General features: G+C 60.9%; 16 protein-coding genes. 6 read left to right on the forward strand and 10 right to left on the reverse strand.

All coding sequences use genetic code 11. The features are described 5' to 3' along the window. Nucleotides 1-79 precede the first annotated feature (79 nt). The 4 genes from HX873_RS08665 (at nucleotide 80) to HX873_RS08680 (ending at nucleotide 5,243) form a co-directional block, all read left to right on the forward strand. Entirely contained in the window at nucleotides 80-1,852 is a 1,773-nt protein-coding gene (locus tag HX873_RS08665; RefSeq protein WP_003216754.1) for an N-acetylglutaminylglutamine amidotransferase, read from the forward strand. 3 nt (nucleotides 1,853-1,855) lie between these two features. Next, nucleotides 1,856-3,601, forward strand: coding sequence for an N-acetylglutaminylglutamine synthetase (ngg, locus tag HX873_RS08670; RefSeq protein ID WP_177122581.1), 1,746 nt, complete (start codon nucleotides 1,856-1,858; stop codon nucleotides 3,599-3,601). A gap of 170 nt (nucleotides 3,602-3,771) precedes the next feature. Then, nucleotides 3,772-4,956 (forward strand): osmoprotectant NAGGN system M42 family peptidase, encoded by a 1,185-nt coding sequence (locus HX873_RS08675; protein WP_003216760.1) that lies wholly within the window; start codon nucleotides 3,772-3,774, stop codon nucleotides 4,954-4,956. Nucleotides 4,957-5,015: 59 nt separating this feature from the next. Beyond that, nucleotides 5,016-5,243: a YheU family protein gene (locus HX873_RS08680; RefSeq protein WP_003192759.1), complete on the forward strand. Its 228-nt coding sequence runs from the start codon at nucleotides 5,016-5,018 to the stop codon at nucleotides 5,241-5,243. A 3-nt stretch (nucleotides 5,244-5,246) separates the two neighbouring features. Here the strand turns inward: HX873_RS08680 and csrA are convergent, their stop codons facing one another. Both csrA and HX873_RS08690 read right to left on the reverse strand, forming a co-directional pair. Further along, nucleotides 5,247-5,456 carry a carbon storage regulator CsrA gene (gene csrA / locus HX873_RS08685; RefSeq protein ID WP_008433220.1) on the reverse strand — a complete coding sequence of 70 codons (210 nt, stop codon included), beginning with the start codon at nucleotides 5,454-5,456 and terminating at the stop codon, nucleotides 5,247-5,249. Nucleotides 5,457-5,724: 268 nt separating this feature from the next. Then, complete coding sequence (locus HX873_RS08690; RefSeq protein WP_177122582.1) at nucleotides 5,725-6,546, reverse strand: SDR family oxidoreductase; 822 nt, start codon at nucleotides 6,544-6,546, stop codon at nucleotides 5,725-5,727. Between the two features lie 329 nt (nucleotides 6,547-6,875). Here HX873_RS08690 and HX873_RS08695 point away from each other — a divergent pair, with 329 nt between their 5' ends. Further along, complete coding sequence (locus HX873_RS08695) at nucleotides 6,876-7,028, forward strand: DUF3309 family protein (RefSeq protein WP_003216767.1); 153 nt, start codon at nucleotides 6,876-6,878, stop codon at nucleotides 7,026-7,028. Nucleotides 7,029-7,088: 60 nt separating this feature from the next. On the opposite strand, the gene HX873_RS08700 is transcribed toward HX873_RS08695, so the two are convergent. From HX873_RS08700 to HX873_RS08720, 5 genes are all read right to left on the reverse strand, one after another. Continuing rightward, nucleotides 7,089-9,176, reverse strand: coding sequence for an LTA synthase family protein (locus HX873_RS08700; protein ID WP_003216769.1), 2,088 nt, complete (start codon nucleotides 9,174-9,176; stop codon nucleotides 7,089-7,091). Between the two features lie 396 nt (nucleotides 9,177-9,572). Continuing rightward, nucleotides 9,573-9,764, reverse strand: a complete 192-nt coding sequence (locus HX873_RS08705) for a PLDc N-terminal domain-containing protein (protein WP_003172956.1) — start codon at nucleotides 9,762-9,764, stop codon at nucleotides 9,573-9,575. 68 nt (nucleotides 9,765-9,832) lie between these two features. Continuing rightward, nucleotides 9,833-10,363, reverse strand: coding sequence for a hypothetical protein (locus HX873_RS08710; RefSeq protein WP_102605280.1), 531 nt, complete (start codon nucleotides 10,361-10,363; stop codon nucleotides 9,833-9,835). A 41-nt stretch (nucleotides 10,364-10,404) separates the two neighbouring features. Beyond that, the gene (locus HX873_RS08715; RefSeq protein WP_010176046.1) at nucleotides 10,405-10,920 is read right to left on the reverse strand and encodes an ankyrin repeat domain-containing protein; all 516 of its coding nucleotides are present in this window, start codon (nucleotides 10,918-10,920) and stop codon (nucleotides 10,405-10,407) included. A gap of 96 nt (nucleotides 10,921-11,016) precedes the next feature. Further along, a complete protein-coding gene (locus tag HX873_RS08720; protein WP_177122583.1) occupies nucleotides 11,017-12,843 on the reverse strand; it encodes a long-chain-acyl-CoA synthetase in 1,827 nt (608 codons plus the stop codon). A 398-nt stretch (nucleotides 12,844-13,241) separates the two neighbouring features. On the opposite strand from HX873_RS08720, the gene HX873_RS08725 reads away from it, so the two are divergent. Beyond that, the gene (locus HX873_RS08725) at nucleotides 13,242-13,520 is read left to right on the forward strand and encodes a DUF3509 domain-containing protein (protein ID WP_003216777.1); all 279 of its coding nucleotides are present in this window, start codon (nucleotides 13,242-13,244) and stop codon (nucleotides 13,518-13,520) included. 54 nt (nucleotides 13,521-13,574) lie between these two features. Here HX873_RS08725 and HX873_RS08730 read toward each other — a convergent pair whose 3' ends face one another. The 3 genes from HX873_RS08730 to HX873_RS08740 form a co-directional block, all read right to left on the reverse strand. After that, nucleotides 13,575-13,859: a response regulator transcription factor gene (locus tag HX873_RS08730; protein WP_003216779.1), complete on the reverse strand. Its 285-nt coding sequence runs from the start codon at nucleotides 13,857-13,859 to the stop codon at nucleotides 13,575-13,577. A gap of 235 nt (nucleotides 13,860-14,094) precedes the next feature. Next, nucleotides 14,095-14,640 carry an acireductone dioxygenase gene (locus tag HX873_RS08735; protein ID WP_003216782.1) on the reverse strand — a complete coding sequence of 182 codons (546 nt, stop codon included), beginning with the start codon at nucleotides 14,638-14,640 and terminating at the stop codon, nucleotides 14,095-14,097. A gap of 28 nt (nucleotides 14,641-14,668) precedes the next feature. Next, nucleotides 14,669-15,820: an MFS transporter gene (locus HX873_RS08740; protein WP_177122584.1), complete on the reverse strand. Its 1,152-nt coding sequence runs from the start codon at nucleotides 15,818-15,820 to the stop codon at nucleotides 14,669-14,671. Nucleotides 15,821-15,948: the final 128 nt, after the last annotated feature.

Genomic DNA, 15,948 nt, shown 5'->3' on the forward strand with positions numbered 1-15,948 from the left:
CGGGTCAGTCTCTGGGTACCCGCCGTTTTGGCGGGCTGCATTTCTATCCCTCCCCAACGGAAAAACCGGTAAGGAATTTATGTGCGGATTAGCTGGAGAGTTACGTTTCGATCACCAACCTGCCGACCTGGCAGCGGTGGAACGAATCACCCATCACTTGGCGCCACGCGGTCCTGACGCGTGGGGCTTTCATGCCCAGGGGCCGATTGCCCTGGGCCATCGACGCCTGAAAATCATGGACCTGTCGGATGGCTCCGCCCAACCGATGGTCGACGCCCAGCTGGGCCTGTCCCTGGCGTTCAACGGCGCGATCTATAACTTCCCGGAATTGCGTGAAGAGCTGGAAGCCCTGGGCTACGCCTTCTATTCCGGTGGCGACACCGAAGTGTTGCTCAAGGGCTACCACGCCTGGGGCGAAGCCCTGCTGCCCAAGCTCAACGGGATGTTCGCCTTCGCCATCTGGGAGCGCGATGCCCAGCGCCTGTTTATCGCCCGTGACCGCCTCGGCGTGAAGCCGCTGTACCTGTCGCGCACCGGCCAGCGCCTGCGTTTTGCCTCGGCCCTGCCGGCGCTGCTCAAGGGTGGCGATATCAACCCGATCCTCGATCCGGTGGCCCTCAATCACTACCTGAACTTCCACGCCGTGGTACCGGCGCCGCGCACCCTGCTGGCGGGCATTGAAAAGCTGCCGCCCGCCTCCTGGATGCGCATCGACGCCGATGGCAAGACTGAACAGAAAACCTGGTGGACCCTGCCCTACGGCCCCCACGCCGACGAAGCCAACCTGACCCTGGAAGACTGGACCGACCGCGTGCTCGACAGCACCCGCGAAGCCGTGGCGATTCGTCAGCGGGCGGCGGTGGATGTGGGCGTGCTGCTTTCCGGCGGTGTCGATTCCAGCATGTTGGTGGGCCTGTTGCGGGAAGTCGGCGTGCAGGACCTGTCGACCTTCTCCATCGGTTTCGAAGACGCGGGCGGCGAGCGCGGCGACGAGTTCCAGTATTCGGACTTGATCGCCAAGCATTACGGCACGCGTCACCACCAACTGCGTATCGCTGAAAGCGAAATCATCGAGCAATTGCCGGCGGCGTTCCGCGCCATGAGCGAGCCGATGGTCAGCCATGACTGCATTGCCTTCTACCTGCTGTCCCGGGAAGTGGCCAAGCATTGCAAGGTGGTGCAAAGCGGCCAGGGCGCCGATGAACTGTTCGCCGGTTACCACTGGTACCCGCAGGTGGATGGCGCAAGCGACCCGTACGCGGCCTACCGCGACGCATTTTTCGACCGCAGCTACGACGACTATGCCGCTACCGTCGCGCCGAAATGGTTGACCGCGAATGACGCCGCCGGTGACTTCGTGCGCGAGCATTTCGCCCAGCCCGGCGCCGATGCGGCGGTGGACAAAGCCCTGCGCCTGGACAGCACCGTGATGCTGGTGGATGACCCGGTCAAGCGCGTCGACAACATGACAATGGCCTGGGGCCTGGAAGCGCGCACGCCGTTTCTCGACTATCGCCTGGTAGAACTGTCGGCCCGCGTGCCGGGCAAATTCAAACTGCCGGACGGCGGCAAGCAAGTGCTCAAGGAAGCGGCGCGCCGGGTGATCCCGAGCGAGGTCATCGACCGCAAGAAAGGCTACTTCCCGGTGCCCGGCCTCAAGCATTTGCAGGGTGATACCTTGAACTGGGTGCGTGAGCTGCTGCTGGACCCAAGCCAGGACCGCGGCCTGTTCAACCCGGCCATGCTCGACCGCCTGCTCACCGATCCCCAAGGCCAACTGACCCCGTTGCGCGGCTCCAAGCTGTGGCAACTGGCGGCGCTGAACCTGTGGCTCAGCGAACAAGGAATCTGATTCATGAAACCTCATGCCACGGCTTACAGCCAACGCTTGCTGCGAGGCCAGGCGCCCTCCTACGAGCGCCTGCAAGCCCGCTTCGCCGAAGACGGCAGCGAACTGGACCCCACGCCGATTGCCGTGCATTGCGGTTGGGGCCGGCTGTTGATCGGCCACACCTTCCCGGACCCGGCGAGCCTGGCCCTGGAGTTGCTCAACGAGCAGCCCGGCGAGCGGGATATCGCGCTGTATGTGGCGGCGCCGCAGCAGATCCTCGGGATTGATCCCCAGCAGTTGTTTCTCGACCCGTCCGATACCCTGCGCCTGTGGTTCACCGACTATCGTCCGGCGACCCGGGTGTTTCGCGGGTTCCGGATTCGCCGGGTACAAACCGAGGCGGACTGGCAGGCGGTGAACCAGCTGTACCAGGGGCGCGGCATGTTGCCGGTGGACCCGGCACTGCTGACGCCACGTCATCAAGGCGGCCCGGTGTATTGGCTGGCCGAGGATGAAGACAGCGGCGCGGTGATCGGCAGCGTGATGGGCCTGAACCACCACAAAGCCTTCAACGACCCGGAGAACGGCTGCAGCCTCTGGTGCCTGGCGGTCGACCCGCAATGTACCCGCCCCGGGGTGGGTGAAGTGCTGGTGCGCCACTTGATCGAACACTTCATGAGCCGTGGCCTGAGCTACCTCGACCTGTCGGTGCTGCACGACAACCGCCAGGCGAAAAGTCTCTACGCCAAGCTTGGCTTTCGCGCGCTGACCACCTTCGCCATCAAGCGCAAGAACGGGATCAACCAGCCGCTGTTCCTCGGCCCTGGCCCGCAGGCGGAGTTCAATCCCTATGCGCGAATCATTGTCGAGGAAGCCCATCGGCGCGGGATCGACGTGCAAGTGGACGATGCCGATGCCGGCTTGTTCACCCTGAGCCACGGTGGCCGCCGGGTGCGCTGCCGCGAATCCCTCAGCGACCTGACCAGCGCCATCAGCATGACTTTGTGCCAGGACAAGAGCCTGACCCACAAGGCACTCAAGGCTGCAGGCTTGAAGCTGCCGGAGCAGCAGTTGGCCGGCAGTGCCGACGACAACCTGGAGTTTCTCGACGAGCACCAGCGTATTGTGGTCAAGCCGCTGGATGGCGAACAAGGCCAGGGTGTGGCGGTGGATTTGCAGACCATTGAAGACGTGCAAAAAGCCATTGAGGCGGCCCGCCAATTCGACACCCGTGTACTGCTGGAAAGCTTCCACGAAGGCCTCGACCTGCGCATTCTGGTGATCGGCTTTGAAGTGGTTGCCGCCGCCATTCGCCGCCCGGCGGAAGTCACCGGCGATGGCCAGCATTCCATTGGCGCGTTGATCGAAGCCCAGAGCCGCCGACGCCAGGCCGCCACCGATGGCGAAAGCAAAATCCCCCTGGACCATGAAACCCAACGCACCCTGCAGGCGGCCGGCTACGACTACAACAGCATCCTGCCCCGTGGCGAACGCCTGGCAGTGCGGCGTACCGCCAACCTGCACACCGGCGGTTGCCTGGAAGACGTCACCGCCATCCTCCACCCGACCCTGGTGGACGCCGCCGTGCGCGCCGCCCGTGCCCTCGACATTCCCATGGTGGGCCTGGACCTGATGGTGCCGGCCGCCGACCAACCGGACTACGTGTTTATCGAAGCCAACGAACGGGCCGGGCTGGCCAACCATGAACCGCAGCCGACGGCTGAAAAGTTCGTGGACCTGTTGTTCCCGCATAGCCAACCGACGGCTTGAGAAAGGTGTTGCCTTGACTGGCGCTTTCGCGAGCAAGCCCGCTCCCACAGGGGAATGCATTCCAAATGTGGGAGCGGGCTTGCTCGCGAAGACGCCGGTACAGCCAACACAATCTCTGAGGCGCCCCTTTCATCGAAACCATCGATGCCCTCAACTCATCAGGAGTTTCCATGACCCGAACCATCCCCGAACCGGATCTCGCTTACCTGCAAAAAGTGCTGCTGGAAATGCTCGCCATTCCCAGCCCCACCGGGTTTACCGACACCATCGTGCGCTACGTTGCCGAGCGCCTTGAGGAACTGGGCATTCCCTTTGAAATGACCCGGCGCGGCACCATCCGCGCCACCCTCAAGGGCCAGAAAAACAGCCCCGACCGCGCCGTTTCCGCGCACCTGGACACCATCGGCGCCGCCGTGCGGGCGATCAAGGACAATGGCCGCCTGACCCTCGCGCCGGTCGGCTGCTGGTCCAGCCGTTTTGCCGAAGGCAGCCGCGTCAGCCTGTTCACCGATAACGGCGTGATCCGTGGCAGCGTGCTGCCGTTGATGGCCTCCGGTCACGCGTTCAATACGGCCGTGGATGAAATGCCCATCAGTTGGGACCACATCGAACTGCGCCTGGATGCCTACTGCGCCACCCGCGCCGACTGTGACTCCCTGGGCATCAGCGTCGGCGATTTCGTCGCCTTCGACCCGCTGCCGGAGTTCACCGAGAGCGGGCATATCAGCGCCCGCCACCTGGACGATAAAGCCGGGGTTGCCGCGCTGCTGGCGGCGCTCAAGGCGATTGTCGACAGCGGCCAGCCGCTGCTGATCGACTGCCATCCGCTGTTCACCATCACCGAAGAAACCGGCAGTGGTGCGGCGGCGGCATTGCCGTGGGATGTGAGTGAGTTCGTCGGCATCGACATTGCGCCGGTGGCCCACGAGCAGCACTCCAGCGAGCACGCGGTGAGTGTGGCGATGCAGGATTCCGGCGGGCCGTATGACTATCACCTGTCCCGCCACCTGCTGCGCCTGGCGGCGGAAAATGAGTTGCCGGTGCGCCGCGACCTGTTTCGCTACTACTTCAGCGACGCGCATTCGGCGGTAACCGCTGGCCATGACATTCGCACCGCGCTGCTGGCATTCGGTTGCGATGCCACCCACGGCTATGAGCGCACGCACATCGACAGCCTCGCCGCGCTGAGTCGCCTGCTGGGCGCGTACATCCTCAGCCCGCCGGTGTTCGCCAGCGATGCACAGCCGGCCAAGGGCTCCCTCGACCGGTTCAGTCACCAGATCGAACACGACACACAAATGGAGAGTGATACCCGCGTGCCGTCGGTGGACAGCCTGGTGGGCCAAAAAACCTGAGACTGGCAACTCGGATCCCGGCGCAGTAGCATCGCCGGGATTCCCTAGCCGAGGCTTGTATGCTGATTCCCTACGATGCACTTGAAGTCGACACCCTGACACGCCTCATCGAAGACTTCGTGACCCGCGACGGCACCGACAATGGTGACGACACACCTCTGGAAACCCGGGTGCTGCGGGTACGCCAGGCGCTGACCAAGGGCCAGGCGCTGATTGTTTTCGACCCCGAGAGCGAGCAGTGCCAGTTGATGCTCAAGCACGATGTGCCCAAGCACCTGTTCGACTGAGACTCAAGGATTGGGCACAGGCACTGGATGGGTGTTGGCCTGCTGCCCGTGGCGACTGAGGATCTTCTGATAGACCTCCGCCCGGTGCACATTGACCCCCACCGGCGCTTCCACACCCAGCTTCACTTGGGTGCCGTTCACTTCCAGAATGCGCAAGGTGATCTGGTCACCCACCGAAATTATTTCACCTACCGCGCGGCTTAATACCAGCATGGGGTTCGTCCTTTTTAAGTTACCGAACCCCGACCATGCGCTCCCTGCCTGGCACCATCAATGGCCTTCAGGTTAAACAGGCATGCCTTACACATCAGGGTAAATTACCCTACAGACAGGCAGTGAATAATCTCGAATTACACCCAAGAACCAAACGATATGTTCACATTTGCAGGCGCTCTCTGTGGCTAGAGAGCTTGTTGTGGCGAGGGAGCTTGCTCCCTCGCCACAGCAAGCTCCCTCGCCACATCAGGTGCTCACCTGAAATTCAACCTTTTACCGCCTGCGACTGGGCTTTCGCCCGCATCTTGTCCGCCATCACGGTCATCTCGTCATACAGCAGTTGCGGGTTCTTCTGTTTCAGTGCCCAGGCCATGCGCCCCTGCTCGTGGGGCAGGATCATGAATTGCCCTTCAGCCACCTGCTGGTAGATGTAGTCGGCGATTTCTGCGGCGGTGATCGGCGAGCTTTCCAGCAGCTTGCCCACCTGGGCTTTCATCGCGGGCGTCGGCCCGCGGAACGAGTCCAGCAGGTTCGTCTGGAAGAAGGATGGGCACACCACATGCACGCCGACTTCCTGTTGCTTGAGTTCCACCAGCAGGCTCTCCGAGAGCGCCACCACGCCGGCCTTGGCCACGTTGTAGTTGCTCATGGCCGGGCCCTGCATCAGGGCGGCCATGGACGCGATGTTGATGATGCGGCCCTTGCTCTTTTCCAGCAGCGGCAGGAAGGCCTTGCAGCCCTTGACCACGCCCATCAGGTTGATCGCGATCTGCCAGTCCCAGTCTTCCAGGGACAGTTCGCTGAAGAACCCGCCCGATGCGACACCGGCGTTGTTGACGATCACGTCGATGCCACCGAGCTTTTCCTCACAGGCCTGTGCGAACGCGGTGAGCTGGCTGTAGTCGCGCACGTCGCAGCGCTGGGTGAAACCGTCACCGCCGGCCTGGCGTACAAGCTTGAGGGTTTCTTGCAGGCCTGCTTCGCTGACGTCCGACAAGGCCAGTTGCCAACCCTCGCGGGCCCAGCGCAGAGCGATTTCGCGACCCAGGCCAGAACCGGCGCCGGTGATCATCATGCGATTTTGCATAGGAAAGTAGCCTTGTGGTTCACGGAAGAAGTGAGCCGCAGTGTAGCGAAGGTTTTTCCCGCACCCACGCACCATCAGACTGCTGAATGCCCCAGGCAAACCGTGGGCCGGGTCGGATAGCGGGAAACCCGCCAAGTTCCATTTATTTGAACTAAGGACAGTTATTTGCAACGGGGTTAAAGGAAATAAGCAAGTTAGCGAAAAGCTTTAAAAAAACACGGAATTTTCTGCCAAACACATGGGTCGGAGTTATTAAGGCGTCCGTATCAGTTGTCGGGCCTATCCGTTAAATACCAGGTCTTTTCAGAAGACAATAAGGAAAACAAAACATGAGCCTCATTCTTATCATTATTCTGATCCTCCTGCTGGTCGGCGGTCTTCCAGTGTTCCCTCACTCACGCAATTGGGGTTACGGGCCATCGGGTATTCTCGGTACTGTGTTGGTAGTGCTGTTGATTCTGTTGTTGCTCGGCAAGATATAACGCGTTCCAGCGTGCAAAAAAAAGAGGCCTTGAAAGGCCTCTTTTTTTATGCGCGGGTATTTAGTCCGGCTTGCCGTCCACTACACCGGCGGTGTTGTCCAGCAGGCTCTTGGTAGCGGTCTGCAGGAACGATTCGAGCTTCTGCTTCAACGCAGCCTCGTCCGGCGACTCTGGAATCACTTTCCCGGTCGGGTTGGCGCCCAGTTCGTATTCCCACAACTTCGGCGGCATTTCCTTGGGCAGTACCAGCACGCGGTCACCGGTAAGCAAGGCGACGGTCTGGTCGCTGCCCGACGGCTTGATCACGCCAAAGCCCTTGTCACCTTCCGGCAGGTTGAGCAGGTCACGGCCCCAGCACTGGTGCAGGGTGTCACCGCCCAGGCGGCCCATAATGGTCGGCACGATGTCGATCTGGGTGCCCACGGTGTGGTCACGCTCGCCGAACTTCTCCTGCATGCCCGGTGCGATCATCAGCATCGGCACGTTGAAGCGGCCCAAGTCCATCTCGGTGATCTGCTGCTCGTTGCCGAAGCCGTGGTCGCCCACGATCACGAACAGGGTTTCCTTGAAGTACGGCTCCTTGCGGGCCTTTTCAAAGAACTGGCCCAAGGCCCAGTCGGAGTAGCGCATGGCCGTCAAATGCTCGTTGAGGCTGCCACGGTCGGTGACCTTCTCGACCGGCAATGGCGTCGGCAACGCGTACGGCGTGTGGTTGGACAGGGTTTGCAGCAGCGCATAGAACGGCTTGCCGCCTTCACGGGCCTTCAACTCTTCCAGGCCACGGTTGAACATGTCCTGGTCGGACACGCCCCAGGTCGGGTCCGAGAACACCGGGTTGACGAAGTCATTACGCCCGATGAAGTTGGTCATGCCCTGGTTGCTGAAGAAGCCCGACTGGTTATCCCAGGCGAAGTCGCCGTTGTAGACGTACACGTCATCGAAATCGCGATGGCTGAGCAACTGCGGCAGGCCCGACAGCTTGTGGCTGCCTTCCGGAGTCTGCATCAGGTATTCGAAACCCGGCAGGTTCGGGAAGCAGGCCATGGTGGCGAACATACCCTGGTGGGTGTGGGTGCCGTTGGAGAAGAAGCGGTCGAACAGCAGGCCTTCCTTGGACAGTTTGTCGAAGTACGGCGTGATGTTGCCCGGGCGGCCCAGGGCGCCCACCGAGTGACCGGCGAAGCTTTCCATCAGGATAACCACGACGTTCTTGATCGGCAGGGTCTTCTCGGCCGGCGGCGTGAAGTCACGGCGTACCGCGGCGGTGTCGGTGTCGACCAGTTTCTCGCTCGGCAATACCAGCATGTCGCGCACGGTCTGGGTGGCCAGCGGCTGCTCCAGGGTGGCTTTCCAGATGTTCGAACGCTCCTCGGAGAAGCGCGATTTCGCCGCCGCAATCAGCGACAAGGTACCGTTGAGGCCCAACTGGTTGGCGAAGTTCGAGTCGGTGGTGTACACGTCGCCCCAACGCAGTGGCGGGCCCTGGCGCAGGGTGCCACGGATGGCGACCACGGCGACCAGCAGGCAGACCACGAACACCGCGATGCGCGTGTACCACGGCGCTACCTGGCGAGTGCCGATGCTGCCACCGCTGAACGGGCCGCGTGGGCGCGTTGCACGGTCGGCGCCTTTGAAGGCGATGCTCAGGATCAGCGTACCCACGGCCCAGGCCAGCAGGTAGCGCACCACCGGGAAACCGTACCAGAGCATGCTCATCACGGTTTTCGGGTCTTCCTTCACGTACTGGAAGACCAGGCCGTTGAGGCGCTGGTGGAACTCGCGGTAGAAGTCCATTTCCATCAGGCCCAGGAACAGCGCGATGCTGGACGCGACCGTCAGCCACAAGCGGAAGAACCCGCGCGCCGCCATGGCCCGTACGCTGAACAACGCCAGCAGCAGCGGCACCAGCACGTACATCACCAGGCGGATATCCAGGCGCAGGCCGTTGGCGAACGCTTCAAGGAAAGTCGAGGCCGGTGTGTCGAGGATCATCTCGCGGTTGTAGACCAGCAGCGCCAGGCGCAGCAGGGAGAACATCACCATCATGATCAAGGCACAAAGCAGCGTGTACGCCAGATGGGATTTGACGGTCGGTTGCAGCAAGCGATTAGAAGCTCGCTGCTGATTCAGGGCGTCCGGGTTTGCCATGTCGTTTTAGGACCCATTGGAAGTTTAAGTTGCGAATGAATACAGCGGCGCCCCGCCCTCGCCCAGGCAGGCTGGGGTAGACGGTGAACGCAATGGCGCAAATGGTGCCCGATCAACGCCGGCAACGCCATTGATTACTCACTCCTGCAGTAGGTGGGCACTCGTTTTAGAGCACTCGACAGGGGAAATAGCCGGCGAATTGTCTTGGATGGAATGTGAAAATTTTGTACAGCGAATATCTCGAAACACAATAACGGGCGTACGGAAACAGATGTGGGAGCGGGCTTGCTCGCGAATACGGTAAATCAGTCGATACATCAGGTGACTGTTACACCGTATTCGCGAGCAAGCCCGCTCCCACACTTACTGTGCCCGCTCTGGATAGCGTTGTTTGGATCAGATCCGCACGTTACCGCGCGGCCCGGCGATCGCCCAGATGATCAAGCCCAGTACCGGCAGCAGCAGGATCAACAGGATCCACAACACTTTGGCGCCGGTACTCGCGCCGCTTTTGAACACGTTGATGATCGCCCAGATATCCAGCGCGAGGATGATCAACCCGATCAGACCATTAAAAGTGGAACCCATGGTGTCGCTCCTAAGTGAGGGCTTGCCTGCTTAGGATAGTCAGCCGTGGCCGGGGGTTCCGTTTTATTTCAGACGTGTACCGCAACCCGCAGGGCTTCCAGCGATGGTTCGCCCTTTATGCCGGTTTCGGCACACAACTCCAGCACCCGTGGCACGTCGTTGCCGTAGACCAGCACAGCCTGGATCTCGTCGTCCAGCAACTGGCTGAAGTTCATCAGCACGTAGCCGCCGTTCTCCGGGTTGAGGGCGCTCATCTGGATCTGGATGCGGTTCAGCGCGGTCAGGGCTTCGGTCTTGGCCAGTTGCTTGGGCTTGAGGTTGAACGCCACGCCGGGGCCAAAGGAGGCGACGATCTGGGCGAACAGGTCCTGGTAAGTGTCGGCCTGGAACAGCACGGTGTCAGGCAGGCTGCCGACGACGATCCACTCACCCAGGGGAATCGGGAAAGTGTCGTCGTAGTTGATGTCGGGGTTGGCGGCCAGGAAAGCGTCGGGATCGGCGTAGGCCTGGGCCGCTTCGTCAGCCACCTTGGCGATCTCGGGTTCGCTCATGCAGCCGGAGCTGATTTTGCTGATGAGTTCGACGAGTGCGGTTTTCATGGGGTGGTCCTGTGGCGGGGCTGATTTTGAGGGCGCAAAGCCTACACCAGTTTTTGCAACTGCGCCGCCGTATCCACCGCCCCCATGGTCTGCGCGGCTGCCAGCGCGGTCACGCCCTGGGCATCGGTGGCCTTGGGATTGGCGCCCTGGCTGATCAGGTAGTCCACCATTTCGGTACGGTTGAACATCGCCGCCATCATCAAGGCGGTGCGACCATCAGAGGATGCGCCTTCGACCAACGCTCCGCCTTCGATCAATGCCTTGACCACCGGCAGGTTGCCCTTGAACGCCGCGCCGGCAATCGGCAGCTGGTTCTTGTCGTTGGCAATCTGGGGGTCGGCCTTGAATTCCAGCAGCACTTTCACCGCGTCCACATGACCATGGTAGGCCGACAGCATCAACAGCGTATCGCCATTGTGGTTACGCAGGTTCGGCGGCAAGCCCTTGGCCAGCAACGCCGCCAGCATCGCGGCATCGCCTTTGCGCGCCACATCGAACACCTGCTCGGCAAATTCGGCGGCTTCGTCTTCGGTCATTTGTTTGGCTTGGTCTGACATGTGGGGCTCCTTGTCTGGTGTTTCATAAGGCGCCCAGTCTCGCGATGGAGTTCCCCACTGTCATGCCTTTTTTCCCAAAAGCGGCGATAGGCAGAATCAATAACGGAACTTACCCGCCTGGATGTCCGCCAACAGTTGCCCGGTGACCGGCACATAACTGTCCGACCCAGGCAGCCAGGCAAAGATCGGATCATCACCGGCCTTGCCCGGGTCGAACGCTTCCTCCTTCAGCTTCACCTTCTGGTATTTGAAGGTGCCCGTGGTTTCCATCTTCACCTTGATCCGCAGGAACAACGGCACCGCATACGCGGGCAATTGCCCGTGGGCGAAGGTCAGCAACTCGCGCATGTCCAGGGAAGCCAGGGATTCGGCAGGCGTAATGGCCGCCATGCCCGCGCGGCCGTTGGTGTTTTCAATCTCCACGCCGTAGGCCACCACTTCGGAAATCTGCGGGTGCTGCAGGAAGATGTTCTCGACTTCGGTGGTGGAGACGTTTTCACCTTTCCAGCGGTAGGTGTCCCCCAGCCGGTCAACGAATTGGGCGTGGCCGAAGCCGATATTGCGCAACAGGTCGCCGGTGTTGAAATAACGGTCGCCCTTCTCGAACACGTCGCTGAGCACCACCTTGCGGTTCTTCTCGGGGTCGGTGTAGCCGTCGAACGGTGCCTTGTCATCGATCCTGGCCAGCAGCAGCCCCTGGCCCCCCTTGGGCACTTCGCGCATGAAACCGTCGGCGCCGCGAATCGGCTCACAGCTGTCATGGGCGTAGTCCACCAGTGCCCAGTGCATCAGGGAAAAGCCGATGGTGTTGTCGAAGTTCAGCACATTGGTGAAGCCGATGTTGCCGTCACTGGCGGCGTACAGCTCGCAGATATGATCAACGCCAAAGCGCTGCTTGAACTCAGCCCAAACCCCAGGGCGCAGGCCGTTGCCGATCATCTTCGTCACCCGGTTATCACGGTCCTGCTCGCTCGCGGGCTGGTCGATCAGGTAGCGGCACAGCTCGCCGACATAACCCAGGGTGGTCGCATTGAATTTGCGCACATCGTCCCAGAACTGGCTGGCGCTGAACTTGCGGCGAATCGCGAACCCCGACGCCCCGGCAATCGCTGAACCCCAGCACACGCACAGGCCAGTGGCGTGATACAGCGGCAAGGTGCAATAGACGACATCCTCGGGCCCCATATCCAGGGCGATGGTGCCGAAACTGGCCGAGGACTTCATCCAGCGGCCGTGTTTGAAAATGCCGGCCTTGGGCAAGCCGGTGGTGCCGGAGGTGTAGATATAGAAGCAAGGGTCGTTGAAAAAAATCTGCTGGGTGCTGGCGGGGTTTTCCACCGGGCAGTCGGCGCTGGCAGCCATCAGGTCGACGTAATCCGGCGGCACATGGCTGTGCTGCTGATCGGCAATAAACCAGGTTTTATCCGCCTCGATGGCCACCTGGCTGCGCACGGCCTCGTAGGCCCCTACCAACTCGGCTCCCACCACGATGGCCGCCGGTGCCACCAGGTTGAGGCTATGTACCAGCGCCGACTGGGTTTGCGAGGTATTGAGCATCGCGCAAATGCCGCCCACCTTGGCCACGGCCAGTACGCTGAGCAACAACTCGGGGCGGTTCTCGATAAACAACGCCACCACGTCGCCCTTGCCGATCCCCTGCTGCTGCAGGTAGTGAGCCATGCGGTTGGCCTGCTGGTTGGCCTGGCGGTAGCTCAGCACCGTGTCGCCATACAGCAGCGCGGCGCCGTCGGGGTTGCGTTGGGTGGCTTGTTCAAAGGTCCAGCCCAGGCCGCACGGCTGGTCGGGATCGGTGATGTTGGCAACGCGGATTCCGCGCACCAGGCGCGGCAGCGCACGGACAATGGTGGGCACCTTACGCAGCATCATGCCCCAGGTGATCATGTCACTTGGCGGGTGGTTCATGGCGGGAACGTCCTTTTTCTTATTGTTCGTATGACCCTCAAGGCACCCATCGCACTGTAAGACCCGCGCCGAATGCCTTGCAGGAAAATACGCCAGCCGTTCTTCGGCTGTACACGCAGGATTTGAAAAGTTTTGTATCCCGAAAGGAAAAGGAATTTTGCGCACCGCCAGGTGGTCACTATGGAAGACCTGCCTTGCGTGCCAGCGGTGAAACACTTGGCAAAACCCCGCAAAATGCAGGATGCACGATGGCCATTCATGCAAATTGCACGAAACTGAAATTCTTAAAATTTTATAAATATTTGATTTATAAGGATTTTTTAAGATAGTCAGTACTGGCACAATCACTGCACCTATCACTCCACGCTGCAAAACATGAGCTAACGGAGCTGATAGACATGAGCCTGATCCAAGATAAATTTTCTTCTGTGTTCTCCAATTTCGACGTCACCACCCAGGCGCGTCCTGATGGCGGCATCCTGCTGACCTTGCGTAACAGCGAAGGCAAGCAGATCAAACGTTCGATCTCTTATCAGCAACTGCACACGGCCGACCAACTGACGTGGGTCATCAGCGCCATTCGCCGCGACCTGGCTGAACAAGCCAGCGACCTGCCACAGATTTCGATGCTGCAAAGCCAGAACCGCTTTGCCCTGCCGACCTACCATTCGGCTTGACCGTCATGCAGGACCCGAACAGGTCGTGGTGCCGTTGCGCACCACGGCCTTTTTTTATTTGCACAATCCCTGTTTCACCGCCTCGTTCACGGCCTGGACCCGGTTAGTCACCTGCAACTTGCCGTAGATGTTGCGCAGGTGAAACTTCACCGTGGCCTGGGAGATGGAGCGAATCCTGCTGATTTCCCACACCGTCTTGCCCTCGACCGCCCAATGCAGGATTTCCCGTTCCTTTGGGGTCAGGGGTTTACCCGACAACATCGCACGCGCCTTGCGGTTGGCAACCGGCGCGCTGTCCGTTTGCGTGGACGGTTGTTCCTGTGGCTCCGAACCGCTCATGCAGGCCTCTCTCTTCATATAGGTCTTGTAACGCCCGAAGTCGGATTACTCCTATTGACAGGCGAATAAATATTGAGACCAGAGAGAGTTACACAAAGAGTGGAAGTAACAAGTAAGGTCAACGATAAACAGCTGTTACCCACAAACTTTCAAGTTTATTCCTACAGCGATTTCCAACCTGAAGGAATTGAAGTTAAAAAAAAGCCCCCTGTTCAGGAGGCATTGCCGGACGAACTTAGTCATCAAGCCGGGGGAAACCCTCGGCGATCGCGTCGCCGGTCAGCATGACCGCCAGCCCTTCAGGGTCACTGAACAGGCGGATCGCCACAAAGTGCGGGTTCTCCCCCATATCAAACCAGTGCGGGATGCCGCTCGGCACCAAGATCAGGTCGTTTTTCTCGCAGAACACCGCGTACACATAATCTTCGATGTGCAAGGTAAACAGCCCACGACCCGCTACGAAAAAACGCACGTGGTCTTGGGCCATGCGGTGTTCGTCGAGTCGCTCGGCGCGCAATTGGGCTTTCTGCGGGTGATCGTTGCTGACGCGGAGCACATCAACGGTGGTGTAGCCGCGCTCGGTCATCAGCTTGTCGATGGGCGCCTGGTAGGCGGCGATAATCTCAACCTCGCTGGCCCCGGGCTCAAGTCGGGTAGCCGCCTGCCAGCGATCGAACCCCACACCCAGCTCGGCCAGGGTCGAGGCGATATCGTCCTGGTGAGTCAGGACCTTGTTCGGGGTGTCGGGGGTGCAGACATGGTAAACCGCGAGATAGCTCATCAAACTCTTCCTCTGTCACGGGAGCCGCTCATGGCCGCTCCTTTTGCAATCGAATGCCAATGATTAGGGCGGCGGCCAGGGCCGCGACGCTGGCAATGCTGAAGGTCAGGGTCGGCCCCAGCAGGTTCCAGCTGTAACCTGAATAGAGTGCGCCCAGCGCACCGCCGGTACCGGCCAGTGCCGCATACAGTGCCTGGCCCTGCCCTTGCTGGCGAGCACCAAAGCTGCGTTGCACGAACTGGATGGCCGCCGCGTGGAAGCTGCCGAAGGTCGCCGCGTGCATCACCTGCGCCAGCAACAGCACCCAGAAGAATTCGGCAAACGAGCCCAGCAGCAACCAGCGCAGTGCGGCCAGCAGGAAACTCGCCATCAATACCCGGCGTACCGAAAAGCGCGTGAGAATCCGGCTCATGGCCAGGAACGTCAAGACTTCCGCCACCACGCCCAGCGCCCACAACATGCCGATCACGCCACGGCTGTAACCGAGGTGTTCAAGGTGCAGGGTGAGGAAGGTGTAGTACGGGCCGTGGCTCATTTGCATCAGCGCCACGCAGGCATAAAACGCGAGGACACCGGGGCTGCGCAGTTGCCGCAAAAAGCCGTCACCGGCCAGGCGGTTGCCCTGGGCCGGCGGCTGCGCATTCGGCACCCAGAGGCTCGCGCCGATGATGCCGGCCATGATCACCACGACCACCACCGGGTAGATATCCAGGCTCAGCCAGTCGAACAAGCGGCCCATGATCACCACGGTGAGGATAAAACCGATGGAGCCCCACAACCGCACCTGGCTGTAGCGCGAGGTCTGGCCTTGCAGGTGCGCGAGGGTGATGACTTCAAACTGCGGCAGGACCGCGTGCCAGAAGAACGCGTGCAAGGCCATCACCAGCGCCAGCCAGGCGTAAGTCTTGCTGACAAAGATCAACGAGAAACTCACCAGGGTGCACACCGCGCCAAAGCGCACGATGGCCAGGCGCCGGCCGGTGTAATCCCCCAGCCAGCCCCACAGGTTGGGTGCCACGCAGCGCATCAGCATGGGGATGGCCACCAGCTCGCCGATGCGCGCGCTGGAGAACCCAAGGTGATCGAAGTACAACGCCAGGAACGGCGCCGTCGCCCCCAGCAGGGCGAAATAGAACAGGTAGAAGCTGGAGAGTCGCCAGTATGGAAGGGCTTGCGTCAGCATAAGTGACTTGTGGCGAGCGAGCCTGCTCGCGCTGGGTCGCGAAGCGGCCCCGATAGAAGCGCCGCAGTTCTCCAGGTACTACCGGGTTGCAGGCTTTGGGGCCGCTGCGCAGCCCAGCGCGAGCA

Source organism: Pseudomonas sp. P7758 (assembly GCF_013386485.1).
GTDB lineage: Bacteria > Pseudomonadota > Gammaproteobacteria > Pseudomonadales > Pseudomonadaceae > Aquipseudomonas.